The organism is Nonomuraea roseola, from assembly GCF_039535395.1.
In the GTDB taxonomy this organism is placed as follows: domain Bacteria; phylum Actinomycetota; class Actinomycetes; order Streptosporangiales; family Streptosporangiaceae; genus Nonomuraea; species Nonomuraea roseola.
The window spans coordinates 1,019,300-1,044,512 of record NZ_BAAAXC010000015.1; the positions used below are offsets into that span (position 1 = coordinate 1,019,300).

Below are 25,213 nucleotides of genomic sequence, written 5' to 3' on the forward strand. Positions count from 1 at the left end.
GTCAGTCGTCGAGCATGGGGCAGTAGGTGTGATCAGCACTGAAGTCGGCGCGGGTCAGGTCGGAGGGGCGGTAGACGCGCTCTCCCCTGGACTCGAGGAACCCTTCGAGCTCGCGGCGCAGGACGGCCAGCCCGGCGGCGCGGTCCTCGAAGACGGGAGCCCAGGTGGGCTCCAGCCGCATGAGGGCCAGCGGCGGGTGGTCATCGTCGTGCTCGGCCCGCGCGGCGGCGCTCTCGAGGTTGATCGCGTGGGCCTCGACCATCTCCTGGACCCCTGCGTTGCGCGCCTTCAACCGGGCGTCGAGCCTGGCGGCCGCGGCCCTGATCTCCTCGGCGGTGGCCTCGGGCCCGACTCCCAGCCGGGCGTAGTGGGTGTGGTGGGGCAGCACGAGCGGAAGGGGGAAAAGCGACATGACACCTTTCGGGGGAGCTGTGGATCTGGAATGCCATTGTTTTGCTCCCCTGTCAGGGCAGCAACCCCTTCCGGATAAACAAGTGTCCGCGCAGGCCAGAGCGACAATCCGGTGGGCCGAAAATGCAATTTTCGGGCCGATAAGACCCTTGTAAGTGAGTGGTTACGAATCTATCGTGGCGCCATGACTTTCGACTCGTTGAACCCGGCCACAGGCGAGGTCGTGGGAACGCATCCCCAGCACGACGCCGAGGCCGTCAAGCTGGCCGTCACGAGGGCCGAGCAGGCGGCCGCCTGGTGGGCGGAGCTGGGCTCGGGCGAGCGCCGACGCAGGCTCCTCGACTACAAGGCGATCGTCACCCAGAACCTCAGGCCGCTGGCCGAGCTGGTCCACCAGGAGACGGGCAAGCCCAGGGGCGACGCCGTCCTGGAGATCGTCCTGACGATCACGCACCTCGACTGGGCCGCGCGCAACGCCGAGAAGGTGCTGGGCAGGCGCAGGGTCGCCACCGGCCTGATCGGGCTCAACCTGGCCGCCACGCTGGAGTATCTACCGCTCGGCGTCGTGGGCGTGATCGGCCCGTGGAACTACCCCGTCTTCACCCCGATGGGCTCCATCTCCTACGCGCTGGCCGCGGGCAACGCCGTCGTGTTCAAGCCGAGCGAACTCACCCCCGGCGTCGGCGTAAGGCTGGCGGAGCTGTTCGCCCAGGCCGTGCCCGAGCACCCAGTCCTGCAGACGATCACAGGACTCGGGGAGACAGGCGCCGCGCTGGCCGGCGACCCGAGGGTGAAGAAGGTCGCGTTCACCGGCTCCACCGCCACCGCCAAGCGGGTGATGGCGGCCTGCGCGCGCAACCTCACCCCGATCGTCGCCGAGTGCGGCGGCAAGGACGCCTTCATCGTCGACGCGGACGCCGACCTCAGGGCCGCGGCCGACGCCTGCCTGTGGGGAGCGCTGTCCAACGCGGGGCAGACGTGCGTGGGCGTGGAGCGCGTCTACGTCGTCGACCAGGTCTACGAGCCGTTCATGCGCGAGCTGAAGGAGCTGGCCTCGACGGTCAAGGCGGGCGAGCACTACGGGCCCATCACCATGCCCGCCCAGCTCGACATCATCAGGCGGCACATCGAGGACGCGGTCAAGACGGGCAGGGCGGTCAAGGGAGGGCCCGAGTCGGTGCGCGCGCCCTACGTCGATCCCGTCATCGTTGAGGACGTCCCCGAGGACTCCGCGGCGGTACGGGAGGAGACCTTCGGCCCGACCATCACCGTACGCAGGACGAGGGACGCCAAGGAGGCGCTGGAGCTGGCCAACGCCTCCGCCTACGGGCTGGGCGGCACCGTCTTCTCCCGCGACACGCGCGGCGCCATGCGGCTGGCCAGGCTCATGCGCAGCGGGGCGACCGCGATCAACTCGGTCATCTCGTTCGCGGGAGTGCCCTCGCTGCCCTTCGGCGGCGTCGGCGACTCGGGGTTCGGCAGGATCCACGGCGCCGACGGCCTGAGGGAGTTCGCCAGGCCCAAGGCCATCGCCCGCCAGCGCTTCGCCCTGCCGGGAATGAACCTGACATCCTTCTCCCGCGCTCCCGGAGAACTTGAGCGACTGATCAGGATGGTGACCATCTTGCATGGGCGACGTAAGCGCTAATGTAAACACTCTTTCCCGAATGCGATCATCCATCCATAATTGTGGGCTCTGGGGGCTCACGATCATGCGGAACGGGTGGAATGTGAACCGGTCTTACCGGGGAATGTCGGCCGAGCAAAGACTGGCTGACAGACGGGAGCGGCTGATGGCCGCCGCATACACGCTCTATGCGAAACCAGGATTCGCCGCCACGACCATCGAAAGGCTGTGCACGGAGGCCCGGATCTCCAATCGCGCCTTCTACGAATGTTTCGGCGGCAGGGAGGAGCTACTCCAGGCACTGCACGAACGGTGTGTCGACGAAACCATCGCCGCGGTCTCCAAGGCCCTGCAGGAGGCGCCCCAGGAGCTCGACGAGCGCATCAGAGCCGGGATTTCCAGCTATATCGGTTTCGCGACGGCCGACTGGCGGCGAGCGCGCATCATGCACGTCGAAGTGCGCAGGTCAGGGGATGTCCTGACCGCCTCGAGACAGCGGGCGATAGAGTCCTTCGCCCGTATGGTCGAGGACGTCACGGACAGCTTTCCCGACCCCGCTCCGATCAATCGGCACCTGCTCGCACTCGGTGTGATAGGAGCGCTCCAGGAGCTGCTCATCGAATGGGTGCTGGCCGAGGAACCGCCTTCCATCGAGGAACTCGTGGCCGCGGCGGTCCATATCTTCCACAGATCCTTTTCCAACCACGTGATCACTTAGCGTGATGGCATGATCGAGTACATCGGGGGATATTCACACCGCCGGGACGCCGGCCAGACCGGGCGATCAGGCGCGGGCGAGGGCAGGGGCGGCTGATCGCACCCTGCCCTCGAATATGGTGTGGCCTCCGGCGCGCTCCCGACCACCGCCGGATGTCACTTTCAGGCCACCGCGGCCGCCGGCACCTCCACGCGCAACACTCGATTCAGCCGAGTCACCGCCAGCACCCGCATGATCCGTGGTGGCACTCCCCGAAGAACGAGGCGGCGATCCGCGCTCAACGCGCGACGATGCGTGCCCACGAGCACACCGAGACCAGTGGAGTCGATCATCTCCAGGGTGGAGAGGTCGACGATCAGGTCGCCCTTGCCCGAATCGACCGCGTCGTGCAGATGCGGCCGTATCTCGGCAACGGTCCCCACGTCGAGCCGATGCCCGACATACACCACCTGTGCCCCCGGCTTCCCTCGGACCCGCATGCCACCTCCTCAGGTCACGCCGCCATTAAATCACGCAACGTAGTCATTCACTCTCGCAAGGTGAGAATCAACACACACCAGCCACGACTACGGTTACCCACTCAGAGCCAACCCATGTCCCTCGCCATCCGAATTGCGGTGATTCGGTTGCTTGCGCCCAACTTCGTGATGGCGCTCGACAGGTAATTTCGCACCGTTCCCTCGGTCAGGTGCATGGCCAAGGCGATCTCCCCCACGGACAGCCCCGTCGCGGCCAGCTCCAACGCTCCCCGCTCACGCTCGGTCAGCGGGCTCTCCCCCGCCATCATCGCCGAGGCGGCCATCTCGGGGTCCAGGTAGCGTCCGCCGTCGCGGACCTTCCTGATCGCCGCGGCCAGCTCGCTGGCGGAGGCGTCCTTGGGGATGAAGCCGCGCACCCCCGCCGCCAGCGCCCTGCGCAGGTAGCCTGGCCTGCCGAAACTCGTGAGGATCACGATCGCCTGGCCGGGGAGGGCCTCGGCGACGCTCAGGCCGTCCATGCCCGGCATCTCGATGTCGAGCACGACCACGTCGGGGCTGTGCGCCTCGACCGCGCCCACCACCTGGTCCCCCCTGCCGACCTGGACGACCACCTGGATGTCGGGCTCCAGGCCGAGCAGGGTGGCCAGCGCCTGGCGGATGAGGTGCTCGTCGTCGGCCAGCAATACCTTGATCATGCGGGAATCCTCGCCCTCACCGTGAACTGACCGTCGCTCTGTCCCGCCGTCAGCGCGCCGCCGTGCGCGGCGACCCGCTCGCTCATTCCCGCCAGGCCGCTGCCCGCCGTACCGCCGGGCGGCTTGGGGTGGTCGTTGCTCACGGTCAGCTCGACCCACCCGCCCGTGGAGACGACCTTGATGCGGCAGCGGGTGGCGGCGCTGTGTCGCAGCACGTTGGTGCTGCTCTCTCGTACCAGCCAGGCCAGCAGCGTGCTCACCTCGTCGCCCAGCGCCGTCTCCGGCAGCTCGAGGGCGCAGCTGATGCCCGCCGCCTCCATGACCGCCCTGACGCTGCGCAGCTCCGCGTTGAGGTCGACCGTGCGGTAGCCGCGGACGACCGAGCGGATCTCCTTGAGCGACTCACGCGCCAGCCTCCTGACCTCCAGCATCTCCTCGGCCGCGGGGCCCGAGGCCAGGCGGGCGGCCAGCTCGCTCTTGACCGCGATGGCCGAGAGGCTGTGGCCCACCACGTCGTGCAGGTCGCGGGAGAAGCGCAGCCGCTCCTCGGTGACCGCCAGCTTGGCCTGGGCGTCCCTGCCCTCGAGCGAAGCCTTGACCACCGTCCAGAACCAGAACTGGAAGCGGTTGAGCCACACCACCATGCTGATCGTCACGGCGTAGAAGACCACGGCGTAGGGCTGGAAGGCCGCGCACGCCGCCGTCGCGATCAGGATCATCAGCGCGGCGGTGAACCTGGAGACATGCAGACCGGCGAGCGCCCCCCATGCGAGCGCCGCCATCGCGCCCGCGAACTCGGGCTCGCGGGTCATGATGAAGATCACCAGCGCCAGCACGCCCGTGATGACGACCTCGGTGCGGGCGTGGATCCCCGTCACGGTGATCCTGGCGGCCCGCCAGTAGACGACGGTGAAGGCGGCGGCCGAGACCCCGGCCACCACCAGCTGCCATGGCGGTGGAGGGCCGGGTGCCGTCGCCGTCCAGAACAGGCCCACCCACGGCAGCAGAGCGCCTCCTGCGACACTCCACATGGTGGCTCGCCTGAGGCGCTGGTAGTCGGTCCTGCGGTCGCTCATGGTGGGAGCCAACCTAGCCGTGCCTGGGATCCCAGCGGAACAGCCACTTCGCCAGCAGGCCCGCGACCACCACCCAGGCGAGCAGCACCCCGATCCAGGGCAGCGCCGCCGCCCAGGACCCACCTCCGTAGCCCATCCGCATCATCTCCACGATCGGCGTGGTGGGCACCAGCCTGACGGCGAAGGGCATCTCGGACAGCGGAACGATGAGCGGGGAGCCGACCAGCGCCACGATCAGCACCGGCAGCACCGCGACCTGGGCCAGCTCGGCGTTCGGCGTGATCCCTGAGAAGGCGGCGGCCAGCAGCGCGAACACCGCCACGCCCAGCACCGCGGCCACCAGCATCATCGGCACGTTCTCCGGCAGGCCACCGCCCGTGCGGTCGATCCACACCACCAGCAGCGCCACCTGCAGGACGAAGACCGCCAGCGCCGCAAGTCCGGCCCCGCCGAAGATGGCCACCGCCGAACCCTGACCTCCGCGCAGCCGCTTGAGCACCAGCTCCTCGCGCCGCGCGGTGAAGGAGTTGACGAGGTTCATGAAGACCGCGAAGGCGAGCAGCACCCCCGGCATCCCCGTCAGGATGAACGAATCGCTGCCGCCCTGCGAGAGCATCCAGGCGAACAGCAACGGCAGCAGCAGCACGTTGAAGACGGCCGTGGTGTTGCGGCCGAGCAGCTTCAGATCCATCCTGGCCAGCCGTACGGCGTGCAGCACGTCGGTTCTCATCGCTTGTCCTCCACCACTCGCAGGAAGGCGTCCTCGAGGGTGCCCCTGCGCACCTCGAGCCGCTCCAGGGTCAGTTCCATGTCGTCGGCCCAGGCCAGCAGCGCCCTGAGAGCGGGATGGGCCTCGCCGCGCAGGGTGTAGACGACGTGCCCGCGCTCGGTCACGGGGGCCGCGCCGTCCAGGAAGGGCGGCTCGGCCGGACGCGGCAGTCTGAAGGTGATCTGGTCGCCGGTCGTGGCCACGACCTCGTCCACCGTGCCGTAGGTGTGGATCACGCCCTCGTGCATGATGGCGAGCCTGTCGGCCAGGCGCTCTGCCTCCTCCAGGTAGTGCGTGGTGAGCAGCACCGTGGTGCCGCGCTCCTTCAGCCCCCTGATGACCTCCCAGGTGGCCTGCCTGGCCTCGGGGTCCATGCCGGTGGTCGGCTCGTCGAGGAAGAGGACCTCGGGCCGCGAGAGCACCGCGAGGGCGAGGTCCAGCCTGCGCTTCTGGCCGCCCGACAGCTGCCTGACCCTGGTCCTGGCCTTGTTCGCCAGCCCCACCAGCTCCAGGACGTCCTCCTTCACGGGCTGACGGCCCGCGTCGGCGCTCATCCCCCGCCAGACGTCGACGGTCTCGGCGACGGTCAGGTCACCGAAGAAGCCCGCCTCCTGCAGCATGATCCCGATGCGCGGGCGCAGCGCCCTGCGCTCCTTCACGGGGTCGAGGCCGAGGACCCTGACCATGCCGTCGCTCGCCCTGGTGAACCCCTCCAGGACCTCCATCGTGGTGGTCTTGCCCGCGCCGTTGGTGCCCAGCAGCGCGAACAGCTCTCCCTGGGGCACCTCGAAGGAGATCCCCCTCACCGCCTCGAAAGCTCCGTAGCGCTGCCGCAACCCCGCGACCTCGATCGCCGGTCCGCCCACCGCCCCGCGCTCCGCGGTGTCCGCCGCCTGTGTCGTCCTCATGCGTCCAAGCCTGCTGTGCGGGCCTTCCTGCCTGTAGTCGCCGATATCACCGACCTCATGTGACGATCACTCCGGTCGCACATGACATCTGTCATGAGGCGGGGAACCGTCTGCGATGCTGGGGTCATGACCCGCGCAGACAAGGACAAGCCGGTCGTCCTCTCCACGATCTACACCCGTACCGGAGACGACGGCACGACCGCGCTCAGCGACCTGAGCCGCACCTCGAAGACCGACCCCAGGCTCGCCGCCTACGCCGACGCCGAGGAGGCCAACGCCGCCATCGGCCTGGCCCTGGCGTACGGCACGCTCGCCCCCGAGATCGTCGAGGTGCTGGGCAGGGTCCAGAACGAGCTGTTCGACCTCGGCGCCGACCTGGCCACTCCTGCCGTCGACACGCCGGAGTTCCCTCCGCTGCGGGTGGAGCCCTCCTATGTCGCCTGGCTGGAGGAGCAGTGCGACCGCTTCAACGCCGAGCTGAACCCGCTGCGCAGCTTCATCCTGCCCGGCGGCGACCCCGCGACGGCCCAGCTGCACGTGGCCAGGGTGACGGTCCGCCGCGCCGAGCGCTCGGCCTGGGCGGCCATGCAGGCCTACAACGACATCAGCCCGCTGCCAGCCACGTACCTCAATCGCCTGTCGGACCTGCTGTTCATCCTGTGCAGGACCGCCCACAACGGCACCGAGATCCTGTGGAAGCCGGGAGGCACGCGATAGCGGGAGCGCCCGGACGGCGCTTCAGGCGACGTCGAGATAGGCGCTCGGCGGCGCCGACTCCAGCCAGGCCAGGAAGCCGGTCAACGCGTCCTCCGACATCGCCAGGGAGATCAGCCCGCAGTCGACCGCCCACAGCCCGCCGTCGATGGGACGGCGGGCGGAAACAGTCAGGCCGCGCCTCGCGATAGCGTGGCGCGGCCTGAACAGCACACCCATGAAGGGGATCCAGTGGAGCTCCCCGTCGGCGTAGCGGGCTACTCCGCTGCGCCAGCCGTGGGAGCCGACCTTGATACGACACGGCACGCTCCCGCGGGAACGTGCCAGCGCGAAACCGCGGATCACCAGAAGAGCAGCGACCAGGAGGGCAGCGAGCAGTGCGTCCGTAAGAATCGTCAGCATCGCCGCCCCCGCCGGTTGTGAAAGATCAGACGTCCTCGCCGGCGGCCTGCAGCCGGGCCTTGGCACGCTTGGCCTCGACCGCCGCGTCGGCGTCATCCTGGTTCGCCTCGACCGAGGCCTGAGCCCTGGCCAGAGCGTCGCGGGCAGCCGCGACGTCCACCTCGGAGCCCAGCTCGGCCGCTTCGGCCAGCACGGACACCTCGTTGTCGGCCACGGAGATGAACCCGCCGTGCACCGCGGCCACGAGGTCATCCTCGCCGCCGCCGCGCTTCACACGCAGGACCCCGCCCTCGACGAGTACGCCGAGCACCGGTGCGTGTTGAGGCATAATACCGATCTCGCCGTCCACGGTCTTGGCAATCACCATGTCGGCCTCGCCCGACCAGATCTCACGCTCCGGTGAGACGACCCCTACCCGTAGCTTCGCCACTTGTGTAGGTTCCTTTCCGATCAGATGCCGGCATCAGCACACCGTGCTGACGCCGGCACCGAAGGCGATTACTTGGAGAGTTCCTTGGCCTTGGCAACGGCCTGCTCGATGCCGCCGACCATGTAGAACGCCTGCTCGGGCAGGTGGTCGTAGTCACCGGCGCACAGACCCTTGAAGGAGGCGATGGTCTCGTCCAGCGGCACGTTCTCACCCGGCTGACCGGTGAACGCCTCGGCGGCGTACATCGGGTGGGAGAGGAAACGCTCGATGCGACGGGCGCGCTGAACGGTGACCTTGTCCTCTTCGGACAGCTCGTCGATACCGAGGATCGCGATGATGTCCTGGAGCTCGCGGTACTTCTGCAGGATCCGCTTGGTCTCCTGGGCCACCGCGTAGTGCTCGGCGCCCACGATCTGCGGGTCGAGGATGCGGGAGGTGGAGTCGAGCGGGTCCACCGCGGGGTAGATGCCCTTCTCCGAGATCGGCCGCGACAGAACGGTCTGCGCGTCGAGGTGCGCGAACGCGTTGTGCGGGGCCGGGTCGGTGATGTCGTCCGCGGGCACGTAGATCGCCTGCATCGAGGTGATCGAGTGACCACGCGTCGAGGTGATGCGCTCCTGGAGCACACCCATCTCGTCGGCCAGCGTGGGCTGGTAACCCACGGCGGACGGCATACGGCCGAGGAGGGTGGAGACCTCCGAACCGGCCTGCGTGAAGCGGAAGATGTTGTCGATGAACAGAAGCACGTCCTGCTTCTGCACGTCACGGAAGTACTCCGCCATGGTCAGCGCGGAGAGCGCGACGCGAAGACGCGTGCCCGGCGGCTCGTCCATCTGACCGAAGACGAGAGCGGTGTCCTTGAGGACGTCCGCCTCCTCCATCTCCAGCCAGAGGTCGTTGCCCTCACGGGTACGCTCACCGACGCCCGCGAAGCAGGAGGTGCCACCGAAGTTACGAGCGACTCGGCGGATCATCTCCTGGATCAGAACGGTCTTGCCGACACCGGCGCCACCGAACAGACCGATCTTTCCACCCTGCACGTACGGCGTGAGCAGGTCGATGACCTTGATGCCGGTGACCAGCATCTCGGTACGCGACTCGAGCTGGTCGAAGGCGGGAGCGGGGCGGTGGATGCCCCACTTCTCGGTGACCTGGAGCGAAGAGGTCGGCACGTCCAGGGACTCACCGAGCGCGTTCCACACGTGGCCCTTGACGACGTCGCCGACCGGCACCGAGATGGGCTGGCCGCTGTCGGTGACCGCCGCACCGCGGACCAGGCCGTCGGTGGGCTGCATGGAGATGGCCCTGACGATGTTGTCGCCGAGGTGCTGGGCGACCTCAAGGGTCAGCGTCTTGGTCTCGCCGCCGAGGGTGACCTCGACGTTGAGGGCGTTGTAGATCTCGGGCATGGCCTCGACGGGGAACTCCACGTCGACGACGGGACCCGTGACGCGAGCCACGCGGCCCGTGCCGGTCGTGGTCTCAACAGTCTCTGCAGTCATTTCACTCTTTCCCCGCTGCGGAGTCAGCCAGCGCGTTGGCGCCACCGACGATCTCGCTGATTTCCTGGGTGATCTCGGCCTGGCGAGCCTGGTTCATCTGCATGGTGAACACGCGGATCAGCTCGTTGGCGTTGTCCGTCGCCGACTTCATGGCCCGGCGACGCGAAGCCTCTTCCGACGCCGCCGCCTGGAGCAGCGCGCTGAAGATGCGCGACTCCACGTAACGCGGCAGCAGCGAGTCGAGGACGTCGCCCGCGGTTGGCTCGAACTCGAAGTACGGCGGAATGGTCTCGGACGCCTCCGCCTCGGACTCCTCGACCTCCAGCGGCAGGACGCGCTTGACCGCGACGTTCTGCGTGAGCATGGAGACGAACTCCGTCGAGACGATGTGGATCTCGTCGATCCCGTTGTCGTCCTTGAACGCGTCGATCAGCGTGTTCGCGATCTCCTTGGCGTCGGCGTAGGCCGGCTTCCTGGAGAACCCGACCCACTGGCCGCCCATCTCCCTCTGACGGAAGGAGTGCCAGGCGACGCCCTTGCGGCCGGTCACGAAGGGCACCACAGTCAGGCCGCGCTCTTCGAGCAAGCCGCGCAGGGCCTCGGCCTCGCGCAGGATGTTCGCGTTGTAGCCACCACAGAAGCCGCTGTCGCTGGTCACGATCAGCACACCGGCGGTAGCCGGCTTCTCCTTGACGACGGTCAGCGGATGGTCGACGGCGCCGGTGTTGCTGACGACGCCCGTGACGGCGCGAGTGATCTCGCGCTCGTACGGCACGGCCGCCTGCATCCGCTGTTGCGCCCTCGCGATCCGTGAGGAGGCGATGAGCTCCTGGGCCCGCGTGATCTTGGCGGTCGACTTGACCGACTTGATCCGCCGCCTCAGCAGCCTTAGCTGGGCACCCATCGGCTACTTCTTCTCTGCCGGGCGGACGACCTTGCGGATCTTCTCCTGGCCGACCTCGTCCGCGCCGAGCGCCGCGACGGGCTCGTCGTGGATGAGCAGCTCGCCCTCGGACGTGGTGAAGCCCTTCTTGAACTCCGTGATGGCGTCCTTGAGAGCGGTCACCGTGTCGTCGGACAGATCCCTGGTCTCACGGATGGCGTCGAAGACGCCCTTGTGGCCGGTCTGCAGGTAGTCGAGGAACTCCGACTCGAACCTGCGCACGTCGCCGACCGGGACCTCGTCGAGCTCGCCGGTGGTGCCGGCCCAGACCGAGACGACCTGCTTCTCGACGGGGAACGGGGAGTACTGCGCCTGCTTGAGCAGCTCGACCAGGCGCATGCCGCGCTCCAGCTGGGCGCGGGAGGCCGCGTCGAGGTCGGACGCGAAGGAGGCGAAGGCCTCCAGGTCGCGGTACTGCGACAGCGACAAACGCAGCGTGCCCGCCACCTTCTTCATCGCCTTGATCTGCGCCGAGCCACCGACTCGGGAGACCGACACACCGACGTTGATGGCCGGACGCACACCCGCGTTGAACAGGTCGGTCTCGAGGAAGCACTGGCCGTCGGTGATGGAGATGACGTTGGTGGGGATGAACGCCGAGACGTCGTTGCCCTTGGTCTCGATGATCGGCAGACCGGTCATCGAGCCGCCGCCCATGTCGTTCGACAGCTTCGCGCAACGCTCGAGCAGACGCGAGTGCAAGTAGAAGACGTCGCCGGGGAAGGCCTCACGGCCCGGCGGACGACGCAGCAGCAGCGAGACCGCGCGGTAGGCGTCGGCCTGCTTGGTCAGGTCGTCGAAGACGATCAGTACGTGCTTGCCCTGGTACATCCAGTGCTGCCCGATGGCAGAGCCGGTGTAGGGGGCGATGTACTTGAAGCCGGCGGCGTCGGAGGCGGGAGCGGCGACGATGGTGGTGTACTCCATCGCGCCCGCCTCCTCCAGGCGAGCCTTGACCTGCGCGATCGTCGAGCCCTTCTGGCCGACGGCGACGTACACGCAGCGAACCTGCTTCTCGGCATCGCCGGTCAGCCAGTTCTCACGCTGGTTGAGGATGGTGTCGACGGCCAGGGCGGTCTTGCCCGTGCCACGGTCACCGATGATCAGCTGGCGCTGGCCGCGGCCGACGGGCGTCATGGCGTCGATCGCCTTGAGGCCGGTCTGCAGCGGCTCCTTCACCGGCTGACGCTGGACGACACTGGGCGCCTGCAGCTCGAGGGCGCGACGGCCCTCCGCCTCGATCGTGCCCTTGCCGTCGAGCGGGTTGCCCAGGGGGTCGACCACGCGGCCGAGGAAGTTGTCGCCGATCGGCACCGACAGGACCTCGCCGGTCCTGCGGACCGTCTGGCCCTCCTCGATCTTGCTGAAGTCGCCCAGGATGACGACACCGATTTCGCGGGTGTCGAGGTTCAGTGCCAGGCCGCGCGTGCCGTCCTCGAACTCGAGCAGCTCGTTCGCCATCGCCGAGGGAAGGCCGGAGACATGGGCGATGCCGTCGCCACAGTCGACGACGGTCCCGATCTCCTCGCGCGCGGCGCCTTCCGGTTCGTACGCCTGGACGAAGCGCTCAAGCGCGTCCCGGATCTCGTCCGGCCGGATCGTAAGCTCCGCCATCTCTTCTCTGTCTCCCTATTCGCCTAGCCGGCCAACCGGCGGCGGACTTCTTCGATTCGTCCCGCGATGGTGGTGTCGATGACCTCGTCGCCGATGCGAACCGAGAAACCACCGAGCACTCGCGGGTCCACCTCGACGTTCACGTGAACGTCACGGCCATAGGAGGTGCGCAGCCACGCACCCAGACGCTGCTTCTGCTCGTCGGTCAGCGCCACAGCGCTGCGGACCACGGCCACCAGTCGCTGACGCTGTGCCGCGACGAGACTGGAATACTGCTCCAGCCCTGTCTCCAGGCTACGTCCTCTTGGGTGCACTGCCAGCTGCGTGATGAGGCGCAGGCTGGAGGCGGCGACCTTTCCGTCGAGCAGACCCGTCAGCAGCCGCTCCTTGCCTTCGGCGGGCGCGGCCGGGTCGGCCAGCGCGCGACGCAGGTCAGGGTTGGCGGCGACGATGCGGCCGAAGCGGAAGAGCTCGTCCTCCACGTCGTCCAGACGCCCTTCGGACTCGGCCTGCGCGGCCGAGGCGACGACGCTGAGCCGCTCGAGGGAGTCGGCGAGGTCTCCGGAGCGCGACCACTTGGCCTCGACCGCCGCGACGACGGTCTCCAGCGCGGCCTCGCTGACCTTGCCTTCGAGCAACATGCGGGCGACCTGGGCCTTCTGGGCCGCGGGCCGCGCCGGGTCCGACAGGCTCCGGCGCAGTCCGTGCTCACGGTCGAGCAGGTCGGCGACGGAGCTGAGGTCCTCAGCAAGGCGTCCGAAGTCCGCCGATGCCGCGACAGCGTTGAAGCGCTCCTCGACAGCGGCCAGCGAACTCCTGCTCAGACCACGCATCAGCGCACCGCCTGCGCAGAGGAGCTCTCCAGCTCGTCGAGGAACCTGTCGACGGTGCGACGCTGACGCGCCTCGTCCTCGAGGGACTCGCCGACGATGCGGGTGGCGAGGTCGGTCGACAGGCGACCGATCTCGGTGCGCAGCTGGGCGAACGCCTGCTGGCGGTCGGCCTCGATCTGCGCGTGCGCCGCCTCGACGATGCGGCGCGCCTCGGCCTGGGCCTCCTCGCGGAGCTCGGCCTTGATCTGGGCGCCCTGCTCGCGAGCCTCCTCGCGAAGGCGGGACGCCTCGTGCCTGGCCTCGGCCAGCTGGTCGCGGTACTGCTTCAGCAGCACCTGCGCCTCGGCCTGGGCGTCCTCCGCCCTCTTGATGCCGCCCTCGATCGCGTCGGTCCGCTCGGCCAGAGTCTTCTGGATGCGCGGGGTGAGGATCTTACCGACGACGAGGAAGACGACGAAGAACGCGAAGATGCCCACGACCAGCTCGTACACGTGCGGGAGCAGCGGGTTGGCGCCGCCCTCCGCCGCGAGGAGCGAAGCTGCCGTATTCATGGATGCAGCCTTTCGTCAGGGGTACTTCTGGATCGTCAGATGGCCTGGAAGATGAACGGGGCGACCAGACCGATCAGGGCCAGGGCCTCGGTGAGGACGAAGCCGAGCAGCATGTTCTGGCGGATCAGACCGTAGGCCTCGGGCTGACGCGCGATGGCCTGCACGCCCTGACCGAAGATGATGCCGACGCCGATGCCGGGGCCGATGGCGGCGAGACCGTAGCCGATGGCGGTGACGTTGCCGGAGACCTCAGCGAGAAGGCTCATTGCTGTTTTCCTTTACTTGGTCGGCCGGTGATGCGGTGTATCACCGGTCTGGATATACCGGTAGATGGTTCTTAGTGCTCCGGGTGCAGGCTGTTGCCGATGTACATGGCGGCCAGCATCGCGAAGAGGAATGCCTGCAGGAACATGATGAACAACTCGAAGCCGGTCATGATGATCGTCATCAGGACACCGAGCACGCCGATCGGAGCGCCGAGGGGGCTCAGCTGCTCGAACAGGAACCAGAAGCCGACCATGCTGAAGAAGGCGATGAGCATGTGGCCGGCGAACATGTTGGCGAAGAGTCGCACAGCGTGCGTGAAGGGCGCGATGATCATGTTCGAGAGGAACTCGATCGGCGCCAGCAGAACGTAGATGAACTTGGGGAGCCCCGGCGGGAACATCATGTTCTTGAAGTAGCCGCCGACGCCCTGCGTCTTGAAGCCGAGGTAGAGCTTCAGCACGTAGACCGAGACGGCCAGCACGATCGGGAAGGCGATGTGCGAGGCGACGGGGAACTGGGCGAGGGGAATGACGCCCATCACGTTCCAGACCCAGATCACGAAGAACATGCTGAGCAGCAGGCCCATGAACCGGTCGGCGTCCTTGCCCAGGAAGGGCCGGGCGACCTGGTCGCGCACGAACATGTAGCCGAACTCGGCGACGTTCTGGACGCCCCTGGGCACGATCTTCGGATTGGAGAAGGCGGCCCACAGGAAGCCCAGCACGATGATCGAGCTGAGGATCGCCAGAAGCACGGGCTTGGTGAACCAGTCGACCCCGGCGATGATCGGGGGGAGTTGGAACAGTTCGTCCGGCGTCGGCGCCTTGAACTGATCAGGGTCGGCGAGGAGCGTCAGCGCGATCACGCGGCGTTCCCTTCAGCGTGGTAGGTGGTCACAACGAGTTCCTTAGGCGGGCGGGACCGCCGCGCGGAGTTAGCGGCCGTGCTTCCGGTAGACCAGGTAGACGGCGAGCACTGTCCCCAGGACGACGCCTATGGGGAAGAACGCGGACGTGTCGAGCCACCGGTCCAGCAACCAGCCAGCACCGCCGTAGAGAACCATCCCGGAGAGCAGGTAGCTGGGAATCGACCACGCGGCGTTGGCGAAGTCGCGACCGTCGTTCTCGGGCCGGCGTTTCTCTTCGCTCATCGCGCGCCCGACGATAGCAGGCACAGGCAGGACTAGTCATATCGGGCCCCGTTACTTTACCGGGGTTCATGACTTCTTCTCCTGGCCCGGCACAGTGGCCTCGGGGTCGACGTACAGCATCTTGGTCTTGATGAAGGCTCGCACCTCACCGGCGGTCCAGACGATGGTGCCGACCACGACCGTCCACGCGAACGCCTTCGGGTTCCATGCGGTCGTGTCGCCGAAGGCTCGCAGCATCGCCATGATGACCACGACCTTGACGAGATAGCTGACCATCGCGGAGATGGCCATCATCTGGGGGGACACTCGGGCGGCATAGGACACCGCTACCACGCTGACGCTGAAGAAAACCGCCACGAGGGCGAGTCCGACAACGGCGCCGAGCGCGCCCTTTCCGCCCGCCACCAGGAAGGCCACGATGACAGCGACGGCTCCTACCACGAGGGTGGGCAGCGCGGCGCTCTTGAGGACGCGCACGTCGTTGGCCTGCATCGGTGCTCCAGACAGCTAGTTAACAAGCGAGCGATTGCTACCCCATGAGCCGTGCACCACGGGGGCCCTGCTCGTGAAAGATATCACAAGCTCACGTATGACCGCTTTTACCTGCCATTTCTAGTTCCCGATCAAGAACGCGCGGGAAACACCGGGACAACGGAGGCATCTTCTTTCGCCGGATGCACCTGCTGGAACTCCGCCCTGATGGGCGGCATGGGTCCCGTGGGAGGCCCGTCGTCATCGTCGTCGGGGGTGTCCTTGCGCTTGGCCGCGTGCGCGCCGCCGCGCCCCCTCCACCGGGGCAGCGAGAAGAGCACCAGGACGGCCAGCGCGATCACGATCACGATCGGGAAGTACACGACCGGCACGCCGCTCACCGACATGCCGACGAGACCGAGCGCGAACCCCGACGTCCACGCGTACATGATGAGCACGGTGCGCCGGTGGGAGTGGCCGATGTCGAGCAGGCGGTGGTGCAGGTGACCGCGGTCGGGCGCGAACGGCGACAGGCCCATCGAGGTGCGCCTGACGACCGCGCTGATGAGGTCGATGAGCGGAAGCACCATCACCGCGGCGGGCAGCAGGATCGGCATCAGCGCGCCGAACCTGTTCATGCCCTCGATCACCTCCGAGTCGACGGGCGTCACCGTGACCAGCGAGGAGGCCAGAACCAGGCCCAGCAGCATCGCGCCCGTGTCGCCCATGAAGATCTTGGCGGGGTGGAAGTTGTGCGGCAGGAAGCCCAGGCACATGCCAATGAGCACGGCGGTGATGGCCGCGGTGGTGTTGATCCTGTTCAGCTCGATGCTCTGGTCGAGGAAGATCGCGTAGACCCAGGTGGCGGCCGCGGCGATGCCCACGATGCCCGCGGCGAGGCCGTCGAGGCCGTCGACGAAGTTGACGGCGTTGATGGCGACGACCACGACCAGGATCGTGATGACCGCGGACAGGTCGGGCGGCAGGCTGATCGTCTCGCCGTTCACCCACGGCACCCATGGCAGGGCCAGCCCGAAGTAGACCAGCACGCCCGCCGCGCCGATCTGGCCGCCCAGCTTGATGAAGGGGTCCATGCCCCACCAGTCGTCGAGGAAGCCGGTCAGCGTGATGAGGCCGCCCGCGGCGATCAGCGCGATCACCGTCTGGTCCTGGCCCAGCACCTCGCCCGTCTTGTCGAGCTGGGTGGCGGCCAGCAGGCCAGCCACGAGCCCGCCGTACATCGCGAGCCCGCCCAGGCGCGGGGTCGGGACGGTGTGCACGTCGCGATCTCGCACCTCGGGCATGGCTCCGATGCGGATGGCGAACCGCCGGACCAGCGGGACCAGCAGGTACGTCACCGCCGCCGCTACCAGTGCCATGAAGAGGTATTCGCGCACGGACCTAGTTTCCCGGATGCATCGGCCAGCTGTGACCGGAAATCGACACAGATCACCTTATAATTCACTGAGATAAGGCTGATGTTTCGCCACCAGCTCAGAGACCCGTTCCCGCACTTCATCCGCTGTTTCTGGATATCTCACGGCGCGCGAGACCAGCGTGCCCACCTCTCTGAGCTCCTCCACCCCCATTCCCTGAGTCGTGACGCACGGGGTCCCCACCCGCAGCCCCGAGGTGATCGCGGGCGGCTCGGGGTCGTAGGGGATGGCGTTGCGGTTGAGCGTGATGCCCGCGGCGGCGCAGCGCCGTTCGGCCTCGGCCCCCGTCACGCCGAGAGCGCGCAGGTCGATCAGCGCGAGGTGGGTGTCGGTGCCGCCCGAGACGGGACGCATCCCCTCCAGCGCTTCGCACAGGGTTCTCGCGTTCTCGACGACCCTTCGCCCGTAGTCGGCGAACTCGGGACGCATCGCCTCACCGAACGCGACGGCCTTCGCCGCGATGGCGTGCATGAGCGGCCCGCCCTGCACGAAGGGGAAGACCGCTCTGTCGACCTTCGCGGCCAGCTCGGCCGTGCACAGGATGCCGCCGCCGCGCGGCCCGCGCAGCGCCTTGTGCGTGGTGAACGTGACCACGTCCGCGTACGGCACCGCCGAGGGGATCGTGCCCGCCGCCATGAGCCCGATGGTGTGCGCGACGTCGGCCATCAGCCACGCGCCCACCTCGTCGGCGATGCCCCTGAAGATGCCGAAGTCGATCAGGCGGGGATAGGCCGTCGCGCCGCACACGATCAGCTTCGGCCTGCGCCTGCGCGCCAGGTCGCGCACCTCGTCGTAGTCGATCAGCTCGGTGTCGCGCCGCACGCCGTAGGACACCACGTCGAACCAGCGGCCGGAGAAGTTGACCTTCGACCCGTGGGTGAGGTGCCCGCCGTGCGGCAGCGCCATGGCCAGCATCGTGTCGCCGGGCTGGAGCAGCGCGGCGTAGGCGGCCAGGTTGGCGCTGGCCCCCGAGTGCGGCTGCACGTTGGCGTGGTCGGCCCCGAACAGCGTGGTCGCCCGCCGCACCGCGAGCCGTTCGGCCCTGTCCACGACCTCGCAGCCACCGTAGTAGCGCCTGCCGGGATAGCCCTCGGCGTACTTGTTGGTCAGCGTCGAGCCCAGCGCGGCCAAGACGGCGGGCGAGGTGAAGTTCTCGCTCGCTATCAGCTGCAGGCCGCCGCGTACCCGATCGACCTCGTCGAGCAGCACCTGCGCGATCTCGGGATCCTCACGCTGGAGGGCCCCGAAATCCGGGCCGTAGTACATCCATCCACTGTAAGCACGAATGCTCCGATTTCCCACCAGGCGGGGATCAGGAGAAAGCGTGCGGCGCCCCAGCGGAGGCGGGCACCCACCGCGGGGTGTCGGCGGCCTGGTCGCTGATGGCCGTCAGCACCGCCTGCCGGTACAGCCCCAGCCTGTTACGCCACTCGGCCAGGTCCTCCACGTAACGCGACCCGACGGGGGCCTCCCACGTCTGCGGGCTGCGAGCCAGCTGGTAGGCCTTGTCCAGGCTGGCCGTCAGCGTCTCCAGCATGGGCAGCACGGTCTGCCAGGCGGTGACCAGGCGCTGGTAGTCGGGGTTGAACTCCCACACTCTCGGCTGGCCGTCCAGGGGGCTTCCCGAGGTGGTCACGGGCGGCTGCTCGCCTGGCTGGCGCGGTTGCGGGGCCGGTGGGTCGACGTACATGCGCACTCCCTCTCAGCTGCCGGGCGGGACGGTGGGACGGCCCGGCTCGCCGGGCTCCACGCGCCCCGGCTCGCCGTCGGGCCCGAAGTCCTTCGGCACCCACTCGCCCCTGCCCCACTCCCCAGGCGGCACCTCGACGCTCGGCATCTCCATCGGCTCGATGTCACTGGCGTTGTCCACCAACGTCCTCAACGCCGCATCCGACGGCGGCCTCGCATCCACCGACACCACATCCCCGCCATCATCGGCCCTGCTCGTGGCGGCACCCGTCGCGTCACTCGCCCGCATCGACTCCGGGGATGACCCCGACCCGGCGGAGGACGTCGGCCCGGCGGAGGACGTCGGCGCGGACTGCTGCCCGGCGGTGGAGCCCTCGTAGACCGCCCCCCTCGCCGAGGGGGAATCACCACCACCCGACGTCTGGGACGCAGCACCACCAGGATCCACCGAACCCGCGGCGCCATCAGGACCGAAGTCCTTCGGCACCCACTCGCCCCTGCCCCACTCCCCAGGCGGCACCTCGACGCTCGGCATCTCCATCGGCTCGATGTCACTGGCGTTGTCCACCAACGTCCTCAACGCCGCATCCGACGGCGGCCTCGCATCCACCGACACCACATCGCTGCCATCGTCGGCCCACCCGCCGCTCGCGGTGGCACCGGTGGTCGCGCCGCTCGTTCCCTCCTGCGGCTGGACGGCCGGCGTCAACGGAGCCGACGGTCCGTTCGACGGCGGCTGCACCGCCGGCGCCAGGGACGCGTCCACCGGAGGCTGGACGGCCGGCGTCAACGGAGCCGACGGTCCGTTCGACGGCGGCTGCACCGCCGGCGCCAGGGACGTGTCCACCGGCGGTTGCACAGCCGGTGCCAGGGGGGCTGCCGAGCCCTCCACGGAGGGGAGGTCGGTGGGTCGGACCGCTTCGACGTCGTCCAGGAGGTCGGCGATCTCGCGGGCGGTGGGCGGGTCGAGGGGGATCTGCAGGACCTTGACCCCGTCCACCTCCACGACCTGCGGTTTGCCCGCGTCGCTCTGGCCGAGGTCGTCGGGGTGGTCCTTCGCAGGGGTGTCGAGGATGTCCTGGCCAGGCGTGCCGGGTTCGGTGCCCCTGTCGTGGCGGCTGTCCCTGTCGCCGTCCTTGGGCTGGTCGGTGGCGCTCGGGACGTCCTCGGCGCGGGAGTCCGGCTGCGGCGCGGGCCTCGGCTCGGGCGTCTCCCCCGCCTTCGGTGCGGGCTCGGCGGGCGCGTCCCTCGGAGTCGACTCACTCTTCGGCGCGGGCTCAGGATCCTTCTTGGGCTCCGGCTCCGTAGGCGCGGGGTCTCGCTTGGACTCCGGCTCGGCAGGCGCGGGATCCTTGGCCTTGGGCTCGTCAGGCGCGGGATCCTGTTTCGGCTCGGGCTGCGCCGGAGTCGTGTCCTTCTTGGACTCCGGTTCCGCAGGTGTGGGGTCCTTCCTCGGCGCAGACTCCGTGGGCGCCGGATCCTTCCTGGACTCCGGCTCTGGAGGTGTGGGGTCCTTCCTCGGCGCAGGCTCCGCAGGTGCCGGATCCTTCCTGGACTCCGGATCCGCAGGTGTGGGGTCTTTCCTGGGCGCGGGGTCGGAGGAGGTTGGGGGGTCGTGCGGGGTGGTGGTCTCGCGGGGGTTGGCCGTCCTGGAGGCGCGATCGTCCTCGCGCGGCTCCTTGGAGTCCTTCGGCGCGGGATCCTTGGTCTCACCCGAGGCGGGTGTGCCGTTCGGGGAGATGTCCTTGGCCTGCTCCCCCACCCGTGGCGCGGCCTCCTTCTTCTCCAGCAGCGCCAGCCGCCCCGTGACGTCGCGCGCCATGTCCTCGCACGCGTCGGCCACCTGGGAGGGTCGGTGCGTCGTCGGCGTGGCCAGGCCCGCGCTCCGCGTGGCCTGCGCGACCCTGCTCTCCAGCGAACGCATCTGGACGGCGGCCCGCCGCACCTCGGCCAGCAGGTCACGCACCAGTGTCGGATCCATACCGTCGAACGAGCCCATGGGCCTCACGGTAGGTGGCGTGCGCGGCCGTCCGCTTCAGGGATAAACAGACGGCATCAATCAGTCGGTGGCGACGTATCCCACGACGCCGCGCAGCTTCTCCACCGAGATCGCGCCCTTCCTGAGCAGCCGGGGCACGGCCGCGGTCAGGTCGAGGATCGAGGACGGCGTGTCGTCGGCGCAGGGGCCGCCGTCCAGGTAGACGGCGATCGAGTCGCCGAGCTGCTCCTCGGCGTTCTGCGCCGTGGTCGCGGCGGGCGCGCCCGAACGGTTGGCGCTGGAGACCGCCATCGGGCCCGTCTCCTTGAGCAGGTCAAGCGCCACCGGGTGCAGCGGCATGCGCAGGGCGACCGTGCCCTTGGTGTCGCCGAGGTCCCACGAGAGCGACCTGTTCGCCTTGCACACGATCGTCAGAGGGCCAGGCCAGAAGGCGTCGATGAGGTCCTGGCCGTACGCGCCGAGGTCCTCGACCAGGGCGTTGGCCGCGCGTACGGTGCCCACCAGCACCGGCGGCGGCATGTCGCGCCCACGGCCCTTGGCGTCCAGCAGCGCGGTCACCGCCGACGGGGTGAAGGCGTCGGCGCCGATGCCGTAGACGGTGTCCGTCGGCAGCACCACCAACTCGCCCTTGCGTACGGCAGAGGCCGCGTCGGTCAGCCCGGCGGCCTTCTGCTCGGCGTCTGCGCAGTCATAACGTCGTCCCACGGCGAGCAATCCTATTCCTGGCCGAACTTGGCGGTGACGAAGCGGTCCCTTCGGGTGAGGTCCTGGCGCAGACGTGCGTCGCGCCAGCCCTTGTCCTCGGGGAAGAGACGGTAGACCGACTGGCCCTGCTCGTCGGCGTGCTCGACGGCCACCCAGCCGCCCGGCCTGAGCAGGCGGCGGGCCGTACGCTCGACGGCCCTGACCTCGTTGAGCCCGTCGGCGCCGCTGCCGTACAACGCCCGTGAGGGGTCGTAGTCGCGCACCTCGGGATCGCGCGGGATCGCGCCTGGCGGGATGTAGGGCGGGTTGGAGATGACGAGGTCGACCTTGCCGTTGAGCTCGGGAAGCGCGTCGGCGAGGTCTTCGGGGTGCAGGTGGACACGGCCCTGGCCGTGCTCGGCGATGTTGCGCTTGGCCCAGCCGTACGCGTCGGGGTCGACCTCCACCGCGTGCACCTGGGCGAGCGCGACCTCCTGCGCGATCGACAGCGCGATGGCGCCCGAACCGGTGCCGAGGTCGACGACCAGGGGTTCGGCGACGTCCATCTCGCGCAACCGCTCGATGGCCCAGCCGGCGACCACTTCGGTCTCTGGGCGTGGCACGAACACACCCGGGCCCACCGCGAGTTCCATATAGCGGAAGTAGGCGTGTCCCGTGATGTGCTGCAGCGGCTCCCTGGCCTCACGCCTGGCGACGCCCTCCCAGAAGAGGGCGTCGAAGTCGGCGTCCTTGACCGTGTGGAGCTCGCTTCTGCGCACGCCGTGGACGAACGCCGCGATCTCCTCCGCGTCGGTGCGCGGGGACGGCACTCCGGCCTCGGCGAGCCGGGCGGTTGCGAGAGCGATCTCGTCCAGCAGGAATGTCATGAGTGTTGTGCGAGCTTCTCCGCCATTTCGGCGTCGATGAGGGCCTGGGTGACTGCGCTCAGTTCTCCGTCGAGCACCTGGTCGAGGTTATACGCCTTGAAGCCGACGCGGTGGTCGGAGATGCGGTTCTCCGGGAAGTTGTAAGTCCTGATGCGCTCAGAACGGTCCATGGTACGCACCTGGGACTTGCGCTCGGCCTGTGCCGCTGCCTCCGCCTGCTCCTGCGCCACGGCCAGCAGCCTGGCGCGCAGGATCCGCATCGCCGACTCCTTGTTCTGGAGCTGGCTCTTCTCGTTCTGGCAGGAGACGACCACACCGGTCGGCAGGTGGGTGATGCGGACCGCCGAGTCGGTGGTGTTGACGCTCTGCCCGCCGGGGCCTGAGCTCCGGTAGACGTCGATGCGCAGCTCGTTGGGGTCGATGTTGACCTCGACCTCTTCGGCCTCGGGATAGATCAGCACACCGGTGGCGCTGGTGTGGATGCGACCCTGCGACTCGGTGACGGGCACCCGCTGCACGCGGTGGACGCCGCCCTCGTACTTCAGCCTGGACCAGACGCCCTCTTCACCCTTGGCCTTGATGGCGACGGTGACGTCCTTGTAGCCGCCGAGGTCGGAGTGCTGGGCGTCGATGATCTCGGTCTTCCAGCCGAGGCGCTCGGCGTAGCGTAGGTACATCCGCAGCAGGTCGCCCGCGAACAGCGCGGACTCCTCGCCGCCCTCACCCTGCTTGATCTCCATGATGATGTCCTTGTCATCATTGGGGTCTCGCGGGATGAGCAGATGCTTGAGCTTCTCCTCCAGCTTGGGGATGCGCTCCTCGAGCTGGACGGCCTCCTCGGCGAAGCCCTCGTCCTCGGCGGCGAGCTCCTTGGCGGCGGTGAGGTCGCTTCTGACGCCCTCGAGCTCGCGGTAGGTGCCGACGATGGGGGTCAGCTGGCGGTAGCGCCTGCCGAGCGTGCGGGCCTTGTTCTGGTCTGCGTGCACGGCGGGGTCCGCGAGCTGCTGCTCCAGCTCGGCGTACTCACTGAGTAGTTCGTCGAGGTTCACCGTGCGTCCTTCTTCCGCTTTGTCGCCGCCTCTTCACCAAGAACGCCGACCCGGGCGCGCGCATGCGCGTCTCCGGGCCGGCGTCAGGGAAGCTACTTGCTGGCCTTCTTGCCGAAGCGCTGCTCGAAGCGCGCCACGCGACCGCCGGTGTCGAGGATCTTCTGCTTGCCCGTGTAGAACGGGTGGCAGGCGGAGCACACGTCGGCGTGGATGGAGCCGTTCTTCGCGGTGCTACGCGTGGTGAAGGTGTTGCCGCAGGTGCAGGTCACCTGGGTCACGTTGTACTCGGGGTGGATGTCGCGCTTCATTGCAAGTCCTTTCGGGGTGCGGTCGCCGGGTCGCTCGTACGGCTTGCGCGCTGACACACTGAGTGATTTCGCGCGCGGCGGGAACCGGTACCGCTTTCGGTTCAGCTACCAGTGTGCCAGATCCTTCAACCATCCCAGGCCACAGGTCATTCCACGCGATCCGATGGACGGCTCGAATCAGCCCCAGTAGTCTCAAACGTCCAATCCGTAACTTTTCTCACATATACACCGATGCAAGGGGCCCCATCACATGAAGAAAAGGATGCGGTTGCTGCTGGCGACCGCAACGGGGGTGGCTGTGCTCGTCGGGGGCGCCAGCCTCTCCTCGGCCAGCGCATCCGTGTCGCAGGCGGCGTACGTGGCCGCCGACGACATCACGAACGTCTCCATGAGCGGCAGCGCCTACGTTCCCGCGGACAAGGAGATCGAGGTCGGCTTCACCTTCGCGGTGGCCAACCCGCTCGGCACCGGCAACGGGCCGACCACTGACGCCGACAAGGTCGCGGTCACCTCCGCCGACATCACCCCGCCCGGCAAGAGCGCGAAGGCGGTGTCGCTCACCTACACCGCGCCCGCCAACCTCACCGAGGCCACCCAGACACGCCCGGCGTCCGCTTCGGGCAGCGGCAAGTTCACCATCACCAAGGACGACCCGTCCGGTGACTGGACCTTGAAGATCGTGACCTCCCGCGGCACGAACAGCTTCACCGTCAAGGTGGCAGGCAAGCAGGGCATCACCGGCGCCTCGGTCAACCCGAACCCGGTCAACCTGGTCAAGGGTCAGGAGGTCAAGGTCACCGTCCAGGCGGCGGTGAAGGACGCCTCCCTCGTCAGCGCCAAGATGACGAGCGACACCACCTCCGAGTACTACGACCTCGGCAGCCTCGAGCTCGGCACGGACGGCTACTACACCGGCACCGTCTACTTCACCGACGACAGCGCGCCGGGCGAGTGGACGCTGGAGATCTCCGCCAACCGCGGCGGCGAGACGCTCAAGGGCGTCGGCGCGTTCACGGTGAACGCGCCGAGCGGCGGCGCCTCGAAGAAGGCCAAGTCGAAGGTCACGCTGGGCGCGCCCGCCAAGAGCAAGGCCAGCAAGGCCTTCAAGCTGTACGGCAAGGTCTACCGCGGCTCCAAGGCGTACGCGGGCAAGATCGTGGAGGTGTACTTCAAGAAGAAGGGCACCACGAAGTACAAGTTCATGGGCTTCGCCAAGGCCAGCTCGACCGGCAAGTACTCCAAGTCGGTCAAGCAGCGCTACGACGGCTACTGGCGCGTCAAGGTCCCCGCCACCAGCAAGACCTACGGCTCCTGGTCCAGCCAGAAGTTCGTGGACGTGAAGTAACACCCTCTGGTTGAGCCGATGGCCCGCTCCTCGAAGGAGCGGGCCATCGTCTTTGGACGGCTCGCGAGGACGGGCCGCCGCGAATCTCCCAGGCGAGGTCTCCCGGTTCGAGACCGGTGACCTGGAGTCGATGGAGCCGGAACCCACCCGAGCCACAGGCGAGGACCATGCGGGGGCGTGGGTGCCAAGCCCTCACCGGGCAAGCCCGGGGACCGTGCCGTGTGGGGACGCCCCCATACGACACGGTCCCGGCCCC

The 25,213-nt window shown here is 68.3% G+C and carries 29 protein-coding genes; 4 read left to right on the forward strand and 25 right to left on the reverse strand.

The window, feature by feature from the left end:
• Position 1: 1 nt before the first annotated feature.
• Positions 2-412 (reverse strand): hypothetical protein, encoded by a 411-nt coding sequence (locus ABFX55_RS27845; RefSeq protein WP_346125732.1) that lies wholly within the window; start codon positions 410-412, stop codon positions 2-4.
• Between the two features lie 183 nt (positions 413-595).
• Here ABFX55_RS27845 and ABFX55_RS27850 point away from each other — a divergent pair, with 183 nt between their 5' ends.
• Together ABFX55_RS27850 and ABFX55_RS27855 are read left to right on the forward strand one after the other, a co-directional pair.
• Positions 596-2,059, forward strand: coding sequence for an aldehyde dehydrogenase family protein (locus ABFX55_RS27850; RefSeq protein WP_346125733.1), 1,464 nt, complete (start codon positions 596-598; stop codon positions 2,057-2,059).
• 103 nt (positions 2,060-2,162) lie between these two features.
• A complete protein-coding gene (locus tag ABFX55_RS27855) occupies positions 2,163-2,756 on the forward strand; it encodes a TetR/AcrR family transcriptional regulator (protein WP_346125734.1) in 594 nt (197 codons plus the stop codon).
• A 161-nt stretch (positions 2,757-2,917) separates the two neighbouring features.
• Here the strand turns inward: ABFX55_RS27855 and ABFX55_RS27860 are convergent, their stop codons facing one another.
• From ABFX55_RS27860 to ABFX55_RS27880, 5 genes are all read right to left on the reverse strand, one after another.
• On the reverse strand, positions 2,918-3,235 hold the full coding sequence (locus ABFX55_RS27860) for an STAS domain-containing protein (protein ID WP_183649070.1): 318 nt from the start codon (positions 3,233-3,235) through the stop codon (positions 2,918-2,920).
• A 101-nt stretch (positions 3,236-3,336) separates the two neighbouring features.
• A complete protein-coding gene (locus ABFX55_RS27865) occupies positions 3,337-3,930 on the reverse strand; it encodes a response regulator (RefSeq protein WP_346125735.1) in 594 nt (197 codons plus the stop codon).
• Positions 3,927-5,006: a sensor histidine kinase gene (locus ABFX55_RS27870; RefSeq protein WP_346125736.1), complete on the reverse strand. Its 1,080-nt coding sequence runs from the start codon at positions 5,004-5,006 to the stop codon at positions 3,927-3,929. The genes ABFX55_RS27865 and ABFX55_RS27870 overlap by 4 nt, the downstream gene beginning before the upstream one ends.
• 13 nt (positions 5,007-5,019) lie before the next feature.
• Positions 5,020-5,736 carry an ABC transporter permease gene (locus tag ABFX55_RS27875; protein ID WP_346125737.1) on the reverse strand — a complete coding sequence of 239 codons (717 nt, stop codon included), beginning with the start codon at positions 5,734-5,736 and terminating at the stop codon, positions 5,020-5,022.
• Positions 5,733-6,683 carry an ABC transporter ATP-binding protein gene (locus ABFX55_RS27880; protein ID WP_346125738.1) on the reverse strand — a complete coding sequence of 317 codons (951 nt, stop codon included), beginning with the start codon at positions 6,681-6,683 and terminating at the stop codon, positions 5,733-5,735. The genes ABFX55_RS27875 and ABFX55_RS27880 overlap by 4 nt, the downstream gene beginning before the upstream one ends.
• A 126-nt stretch (positions 6,684-6,809) precedes the next feature.
• Between ABFX55_RS27880 and ABFX55_RS27885 the strand changes: the two genes are divergently transcribed.
• Positions 6,810-7,400 (forward strand): cob(I)yrinic acid a,c-diamide adenosyltransferase, encoded by a 591-nt coding sequence (locus tag ABFX55_RS27885; RefSeq protein ID WP_346125739.1) that lies wholly within the window; start codon positions 6,810-6,812, stop codon positions 7,398-7,400.
• 21 nt (positions 7,401-7,421) lie between these two features.
• Here ABFX55_RS27885 and ABFX55_RS27890 read toward each other — a convergent pair whose 3' ends face one another.
• From ABFX55_RS27890 to rpmE, 19 genes are all read right to left on the reverse strand, one after another.
• Positions 7,422-7,799: a DUF2550 family protein gene (locus ABFX55_RS27890; protein ID WP_346125740.1), complete on the reverse strand. Its 378-nt coding sequence runs from the start codon at positions 7,797-7,799 to the stop codon at positions 7,422-7,424.
• A gap of 25 nt (positions 7,800-7,824) precedes the next feature.
• On the reverse strand, positions 7,825-8,229 hold the full coding sequence (locus ABFX55_RS27895) for a F0F1 ATP synthase subunit epsilon (protein ID WP_183649088.1): 405 nt from the start codon (positions 8,227-8,229) through the stop codon (positions 7,825-7,827).
• A gap of 68 nt (positions 8,230-8,297) precedes the next feature.
• Positions 8,298-9,731, reverse strand: a complete 1,434-nt coding sequence (gene atpD / locus ABFX55_RS27900; protein ID WP_346125741.1) for a F0F1 ATP synthase subunit beta — start codon at positions 9,729-9,731, stop codon at positions 8,298-8,300.
• Position 9,732: 1 nt separating this feature from the next.
• Positions 9,733-10,635 (reverse strand): F0F1 ATP synthase subunit gamma, encoded by a 903-nt coding sequence (locus ABFX55_RS27905; RefSeq protein WP_346125742.1) that lies wholly within the window; start codon positions 10,633-10,635, stop codon positions 9,733-9,735.
• 3 nt (positions 10,636-10,638) lie between these two features.
• Positions 10,639-12,288, reverse strand: a complete 1,650-nt coding sequence (gene atpA, locus ABFX55_RS27910; protein ID WP_346125743.1) for a F0F1 ATP synthase subunit alpha — start codon at positions 12,286-12,288, stop codon at positions 10,639-10,641.
• 23 nt (positions 12,289-12,311) lie between these two features.
• On the reverse strand, positions 12,312-13,121 hold the full coding sequence (locus ABFX55_RS27915; protein ID WP_183649097.1) for a F0F1 ATP synthase subunit delta: 810 nt from the start codon (positions 13,119-13,121) through the stop codon (positions 12,312-12,314).
• Complete coding sequence (locus tag ABFX55_RS27920) at positions 13,121-13,672, reverse strand: F0F1 ATP synthase subunit B (protein ID WP_183649100.1); 552 nt, start codon at positions 13,670-13,672, stop codon at positions 13,121-13,123. Before ABFX55_RS27920 ends, ABFX55_RS27915 begins: the two co-directional genes overlap by 1 nt.
• A 35-nt stretch (positions 13,673-13,707) precedes the next feature.
• On the reverse strand, positions 13,708-13,938 hold the full coding sequence (gene atpE / locus ABFX55_RS27925; RefSeq protein ID WP_183649102.1) for an ATP synthase F0 subunit C: 231 nt from the start codon (positions 13,936-13,938) through the stop codon (positions 13,708-13,710).
• Between the two features lie 71 nt (positions 13,939-14,009).
• Positions 14,010-14,804, reverse strand: a complete 795-nt coding sequence (atpB, locus tag ABFX55_RS27930) for a F0F1 ATP synthase subunit A (protein WP_346125744.1) — start codon at positions 14,802-14,804, stop codon at positions 14,010-14,012.
• 69 nt (positions 14,805-14,873) lie between these two features.
• Entirely contained in the window at positions 14,874-15,089 is a 216-nt protein-coding gene (locus ABFX55_RS27935; RefSeq protein WP_346125745.1) for an AtpZ/AtpI family protein, read from the reverse strand.
• 66 nt (positions 15,090-15,155) lie between these two features.
• Positions 15,156-15,581 (reverse strand): Cg1360 family ATP-synthase-associated protein, encoded by a 426-nt coding sequence (locus tag ABFX55_RS27940; protein WP_346125746.1) that lies wholly within the window; start codon positions 15,579-15,581, stop codon positions 15,156-15,158.
• A 131-nt stretch (positions 15,582-15,712) separates the two neighbouring features.
• Positions 15,713-16,957 carry a glycosyltransferase family 4 protein gene (locus ABFX55_RS27945; protein ID WP_346125747.1) on the reverse strand — a complete coding sequence of 415 codons (1,245 nt, stop codon included), beginning with the start codon at positions 16,955-16,957 and terminating at the stop codon, positions 15,713-15,715.
• 57 nt (positions 16,958-17,014) lie between these two features.
• Positions 17,015-18,262, reverse strand: coding sequence for a serine hydroxymethyltransferase (locus ABFX55_RS27950; RefSeq protein ID WP_183649118.1), 1,248 nt, complete (start codon positions 18,260-18,262; stop codon positions 17,015-17,017).
• Positions 18,263-18,308: 46 nt separating this feature from the next.
• Positions 18,309-18,686 (reverse strand): hypothetical protein, encoded by a 378-nt coding sequence (locus ABFX55_RS27955; RefSeq protein ID WP_183649121.1) that lies wholly within the window; start codon positions 18,684-18,686, stop codon positions 18,309-18,311.
• A gap of 12 nt (positions 18,687-18,698) precedes the next feature.
• Positions 18,699-20,684 (reverse strand): hypothetical protein, encoded by a 1,986-nt coding sequence (locus ABFX55_RS27960; protein WP_346125748.1) that lies wholly within the window; start codon positions 20,682-20,684, stop codon positions 18,699-18,701.
• A gap of 60 nt (positions 20,685-20,744) precedes the next feature.
• Complete coding sequence (locus ABFX55_RS27965; RefSeq protein WP_346125749.1) at positions 20,745-21,389, reverse strand: L-threonylcarbamoyladenylate synthase; 645 nt, start codon at positions 21,387-21,389, stop codon at positions 20,745-20,747.
• 11 nt (positions 21,390-21,400) lie between these two features.
• Positions 21,401-22,255, reverse strand: a complete 855-nt coding sequence (gene prmC / locus ABFX55_RS27970; RefSeq protein ID WP_346125750.1) for a peptide chain release factor N(5)-glutamine methyltransferase — start codon at positions 22,253-22,255, stop codon at positions 21,401-21,403.
• A complete protein-coding gene (prfA, locus tag ABFX55_RS27975) occupies positions 22,252-23,304 on the reverse strand; it encodes a peptide chain release factor 1 (protein ID WP_346125751.1) in 1,053 nt (350 codons plus the stop codon). The genes prmC and prfA overlap by 4 nt, the downstream gene beginning before the upstream one ends.
• 92 nt (positions 23,305-23,396) lie before the next feature.
• Positions 23,397-23,612, reverse strand: a complete 216-nt coding sequence (gene rpmE, locus ABFX55_RS27980) for a 50S ribosomal protein L31 (RefSeq protein WP_183649136.1) — start codon at positions 23,610-23,612, stop codon at positions 23,397-23,399.
• Between the two features lie 250 nt (positions 23,613-23,862).
• Between rpmE and ABFX55_RS27985 the strand changes: the two genes are divergently transcribed.
• Positions 23,863-24,957: a COG1361 family protein gene (locus ABFX55_RS27985; protein WP_346125752.1), complete on the forward strand. Its 1,095-nt coding sequence runs from the start codon at positions 23,863-23,865 to the stop codon at positions 24,955-24,957.
• Positions 24,958-25,213 lie beyond the last annotated feature (256 nt).

Bases quoted from the DNA above. Each gene is read 5' to 3' on its own strand.
- atpE (WP_183649102.1), bottom strand. From the start codon at position 13,938: ATGAGCCTTCTCGCTGAGGTCTCCGGCAACGTCACCGCCATCGGCTAC.
- ABFX55_RS27960 (WP_346125748.1), bottom strand. From the start codon at position 20,684: ATGGGCTCGTTCGACGGTATGGATCCGACACTGGTGCGTGACCTGCTG.
- ABFX55_RS27865 (WP_346125735.1), bottom strand. From the start codon at position 3,930: ATGATCAAGGTATTGCTGGCCGACGACGAGCACCTCATCCGCCAGGCG.
- ABFX55_RS27845 (WP_346125732.1), bottom strand. From the start codon at position 412: ATGTCGCTTTTCCCCCTTCCGCTCGTGCTGCCCCACCACACCCACTAC.
- ABFX55_RS27890 (WP_346125740.1), bottom strand. From the start codon at position 7,799: ATGCTGACGATTCTTACGGACGCACTGCTCGCTGCCCTCCTGGTCGCT.
- ABFX55_RS27850 (WP_346125733.1), top strand. From the start codon at position 596: ATGACTTTCGACTCGTTGAACCCGGCCACAGGCGAGGTCGTGGGAACG.
- ABFX55_RS27915 (WP_183649097.1), bottom strand. From the start codon at position 13,121: ATGCGTGGTCTGAGCAGGAGTTCGCTGGCCGCTGTCGAGGAGCGCTTC.
- ABFX55_RS27885 (WP_346125739.1), top strand. From the start codon at position 6,810: ATGACCCGCGCAGACAAGGACAAGCCGGTCGTCCTCTCCACGATCTAC.
- atpD (WP_346125741.1), bottom strand. From the start codon at position 9,731: ATGACTGCAGAGACTGTTGAGACCACGACCGGCACGGGCCGCGTGGCT.
- ABFX55_RS27860 (WP_183649070.1), bottom strand. From the start codon at position 3,235: ATGCGGGTCCGAGGGAAGCCGGGGGCACAGGTGGTGTATGTCGGGCAT.
- ABFX55_RS27950 (WP_183649118.1), bottom strand. From the start codon at position 18,262: ATGTACTACGGCCCGGATTTCGGGGCCCTCCAGCGTGAGGATCCCGAG.
- ABFX55_RS27855 (WP_346125734.1), top strand. From the start codon at position 2,163: ATGTCGGCCGAGCAAAGACTGGCTGACAGACGGGAGCGGCTGATGGCC.
- ABFX55_RS27985 (WP_346125752.1), top strand. From the start codon at position 23,863: ATGAAGAAAAGGATGCGGTTGCTGCTGGCGACCGCAACGGGGGTGGCT.
- ABFX55_RS27940 (WP_346125746.1), bottom strand. From the start codon at position 15,581: ATGCAGGCCAACGACGTGCGCGTCCTCAAGAGCGCCGCGCTGCCCACC.
- rpmE (WP_183649136.1), bottom strand. From the start codon at position 23,612: ATGAAGCGCGACATCCACCCCGAGTACAACGTGACCCAGGTGACCTGC.
- ABFX55_RS27905 (WP_346125742.1), bottom strand. From the start codon at position 10,635: ATGGGTGCCCAGCTAAGGCTGCTGAGGCGGCGGATCAAGTCGGTCAAG.
- ABFX55_RS27870 (WP_346125736.1), bottom strand. From the start codon at position 5,006: ATGAGCGACCGCAGGACCGACTACCAGCGCCTCAGGCGAGCCACCATG.
- ABFX55_RS27935 (WP_346125745.1), bottom strand. From the start codon at position 15,089: ATGAGCGAAGAGAAACGCCGGCCCGAGAACGACGGTCGCGACTTCGCC.
- ABFX55_RS27955 (WP_183649121.1), bottom strand. From the start codon at position 18,686: ATGTACGTCGACCCACCGGCCCCGCAACCGCGCCAGCCAGGCGAGCAG.
- prmC (WP_346125750.1), bottom strand. From the start codon at position 22,255: ATGACATTCCTGCTGGACGAGATCGCTCTCGCAACCGCCCGGCTCGCC.
- ABFX55_RS27875 (WP_346125737.1), bottom strand. From the start codon at position 5,736: ATGAGAACCGACGTGCTGCACGCCGTACGGCTGGCCAGGATGGATCTG.
- atpA (WP_346125743.1), bottom strand. From the start codon at position 12,288: ATGGCGGAGCTTACGATCCGGCCGGACGAGATCCGGGACGCGCTTGAG.
- ABFX55_RS27880 (WP_346125738.1), bottom strand. From the start codon at position 6,683: ATGAGGACGACACAGGCGGCGGACACCGCGGAGCGCGGGGCGGTGGGC.
- ABFX55_RS27920 (WP_183649100.1), bottom strand. From the start codon at position 13,672: ATGAATACGGCAGCTTCGCTCCTCGCGGCGGAGGGCGGCGCCAACCCG.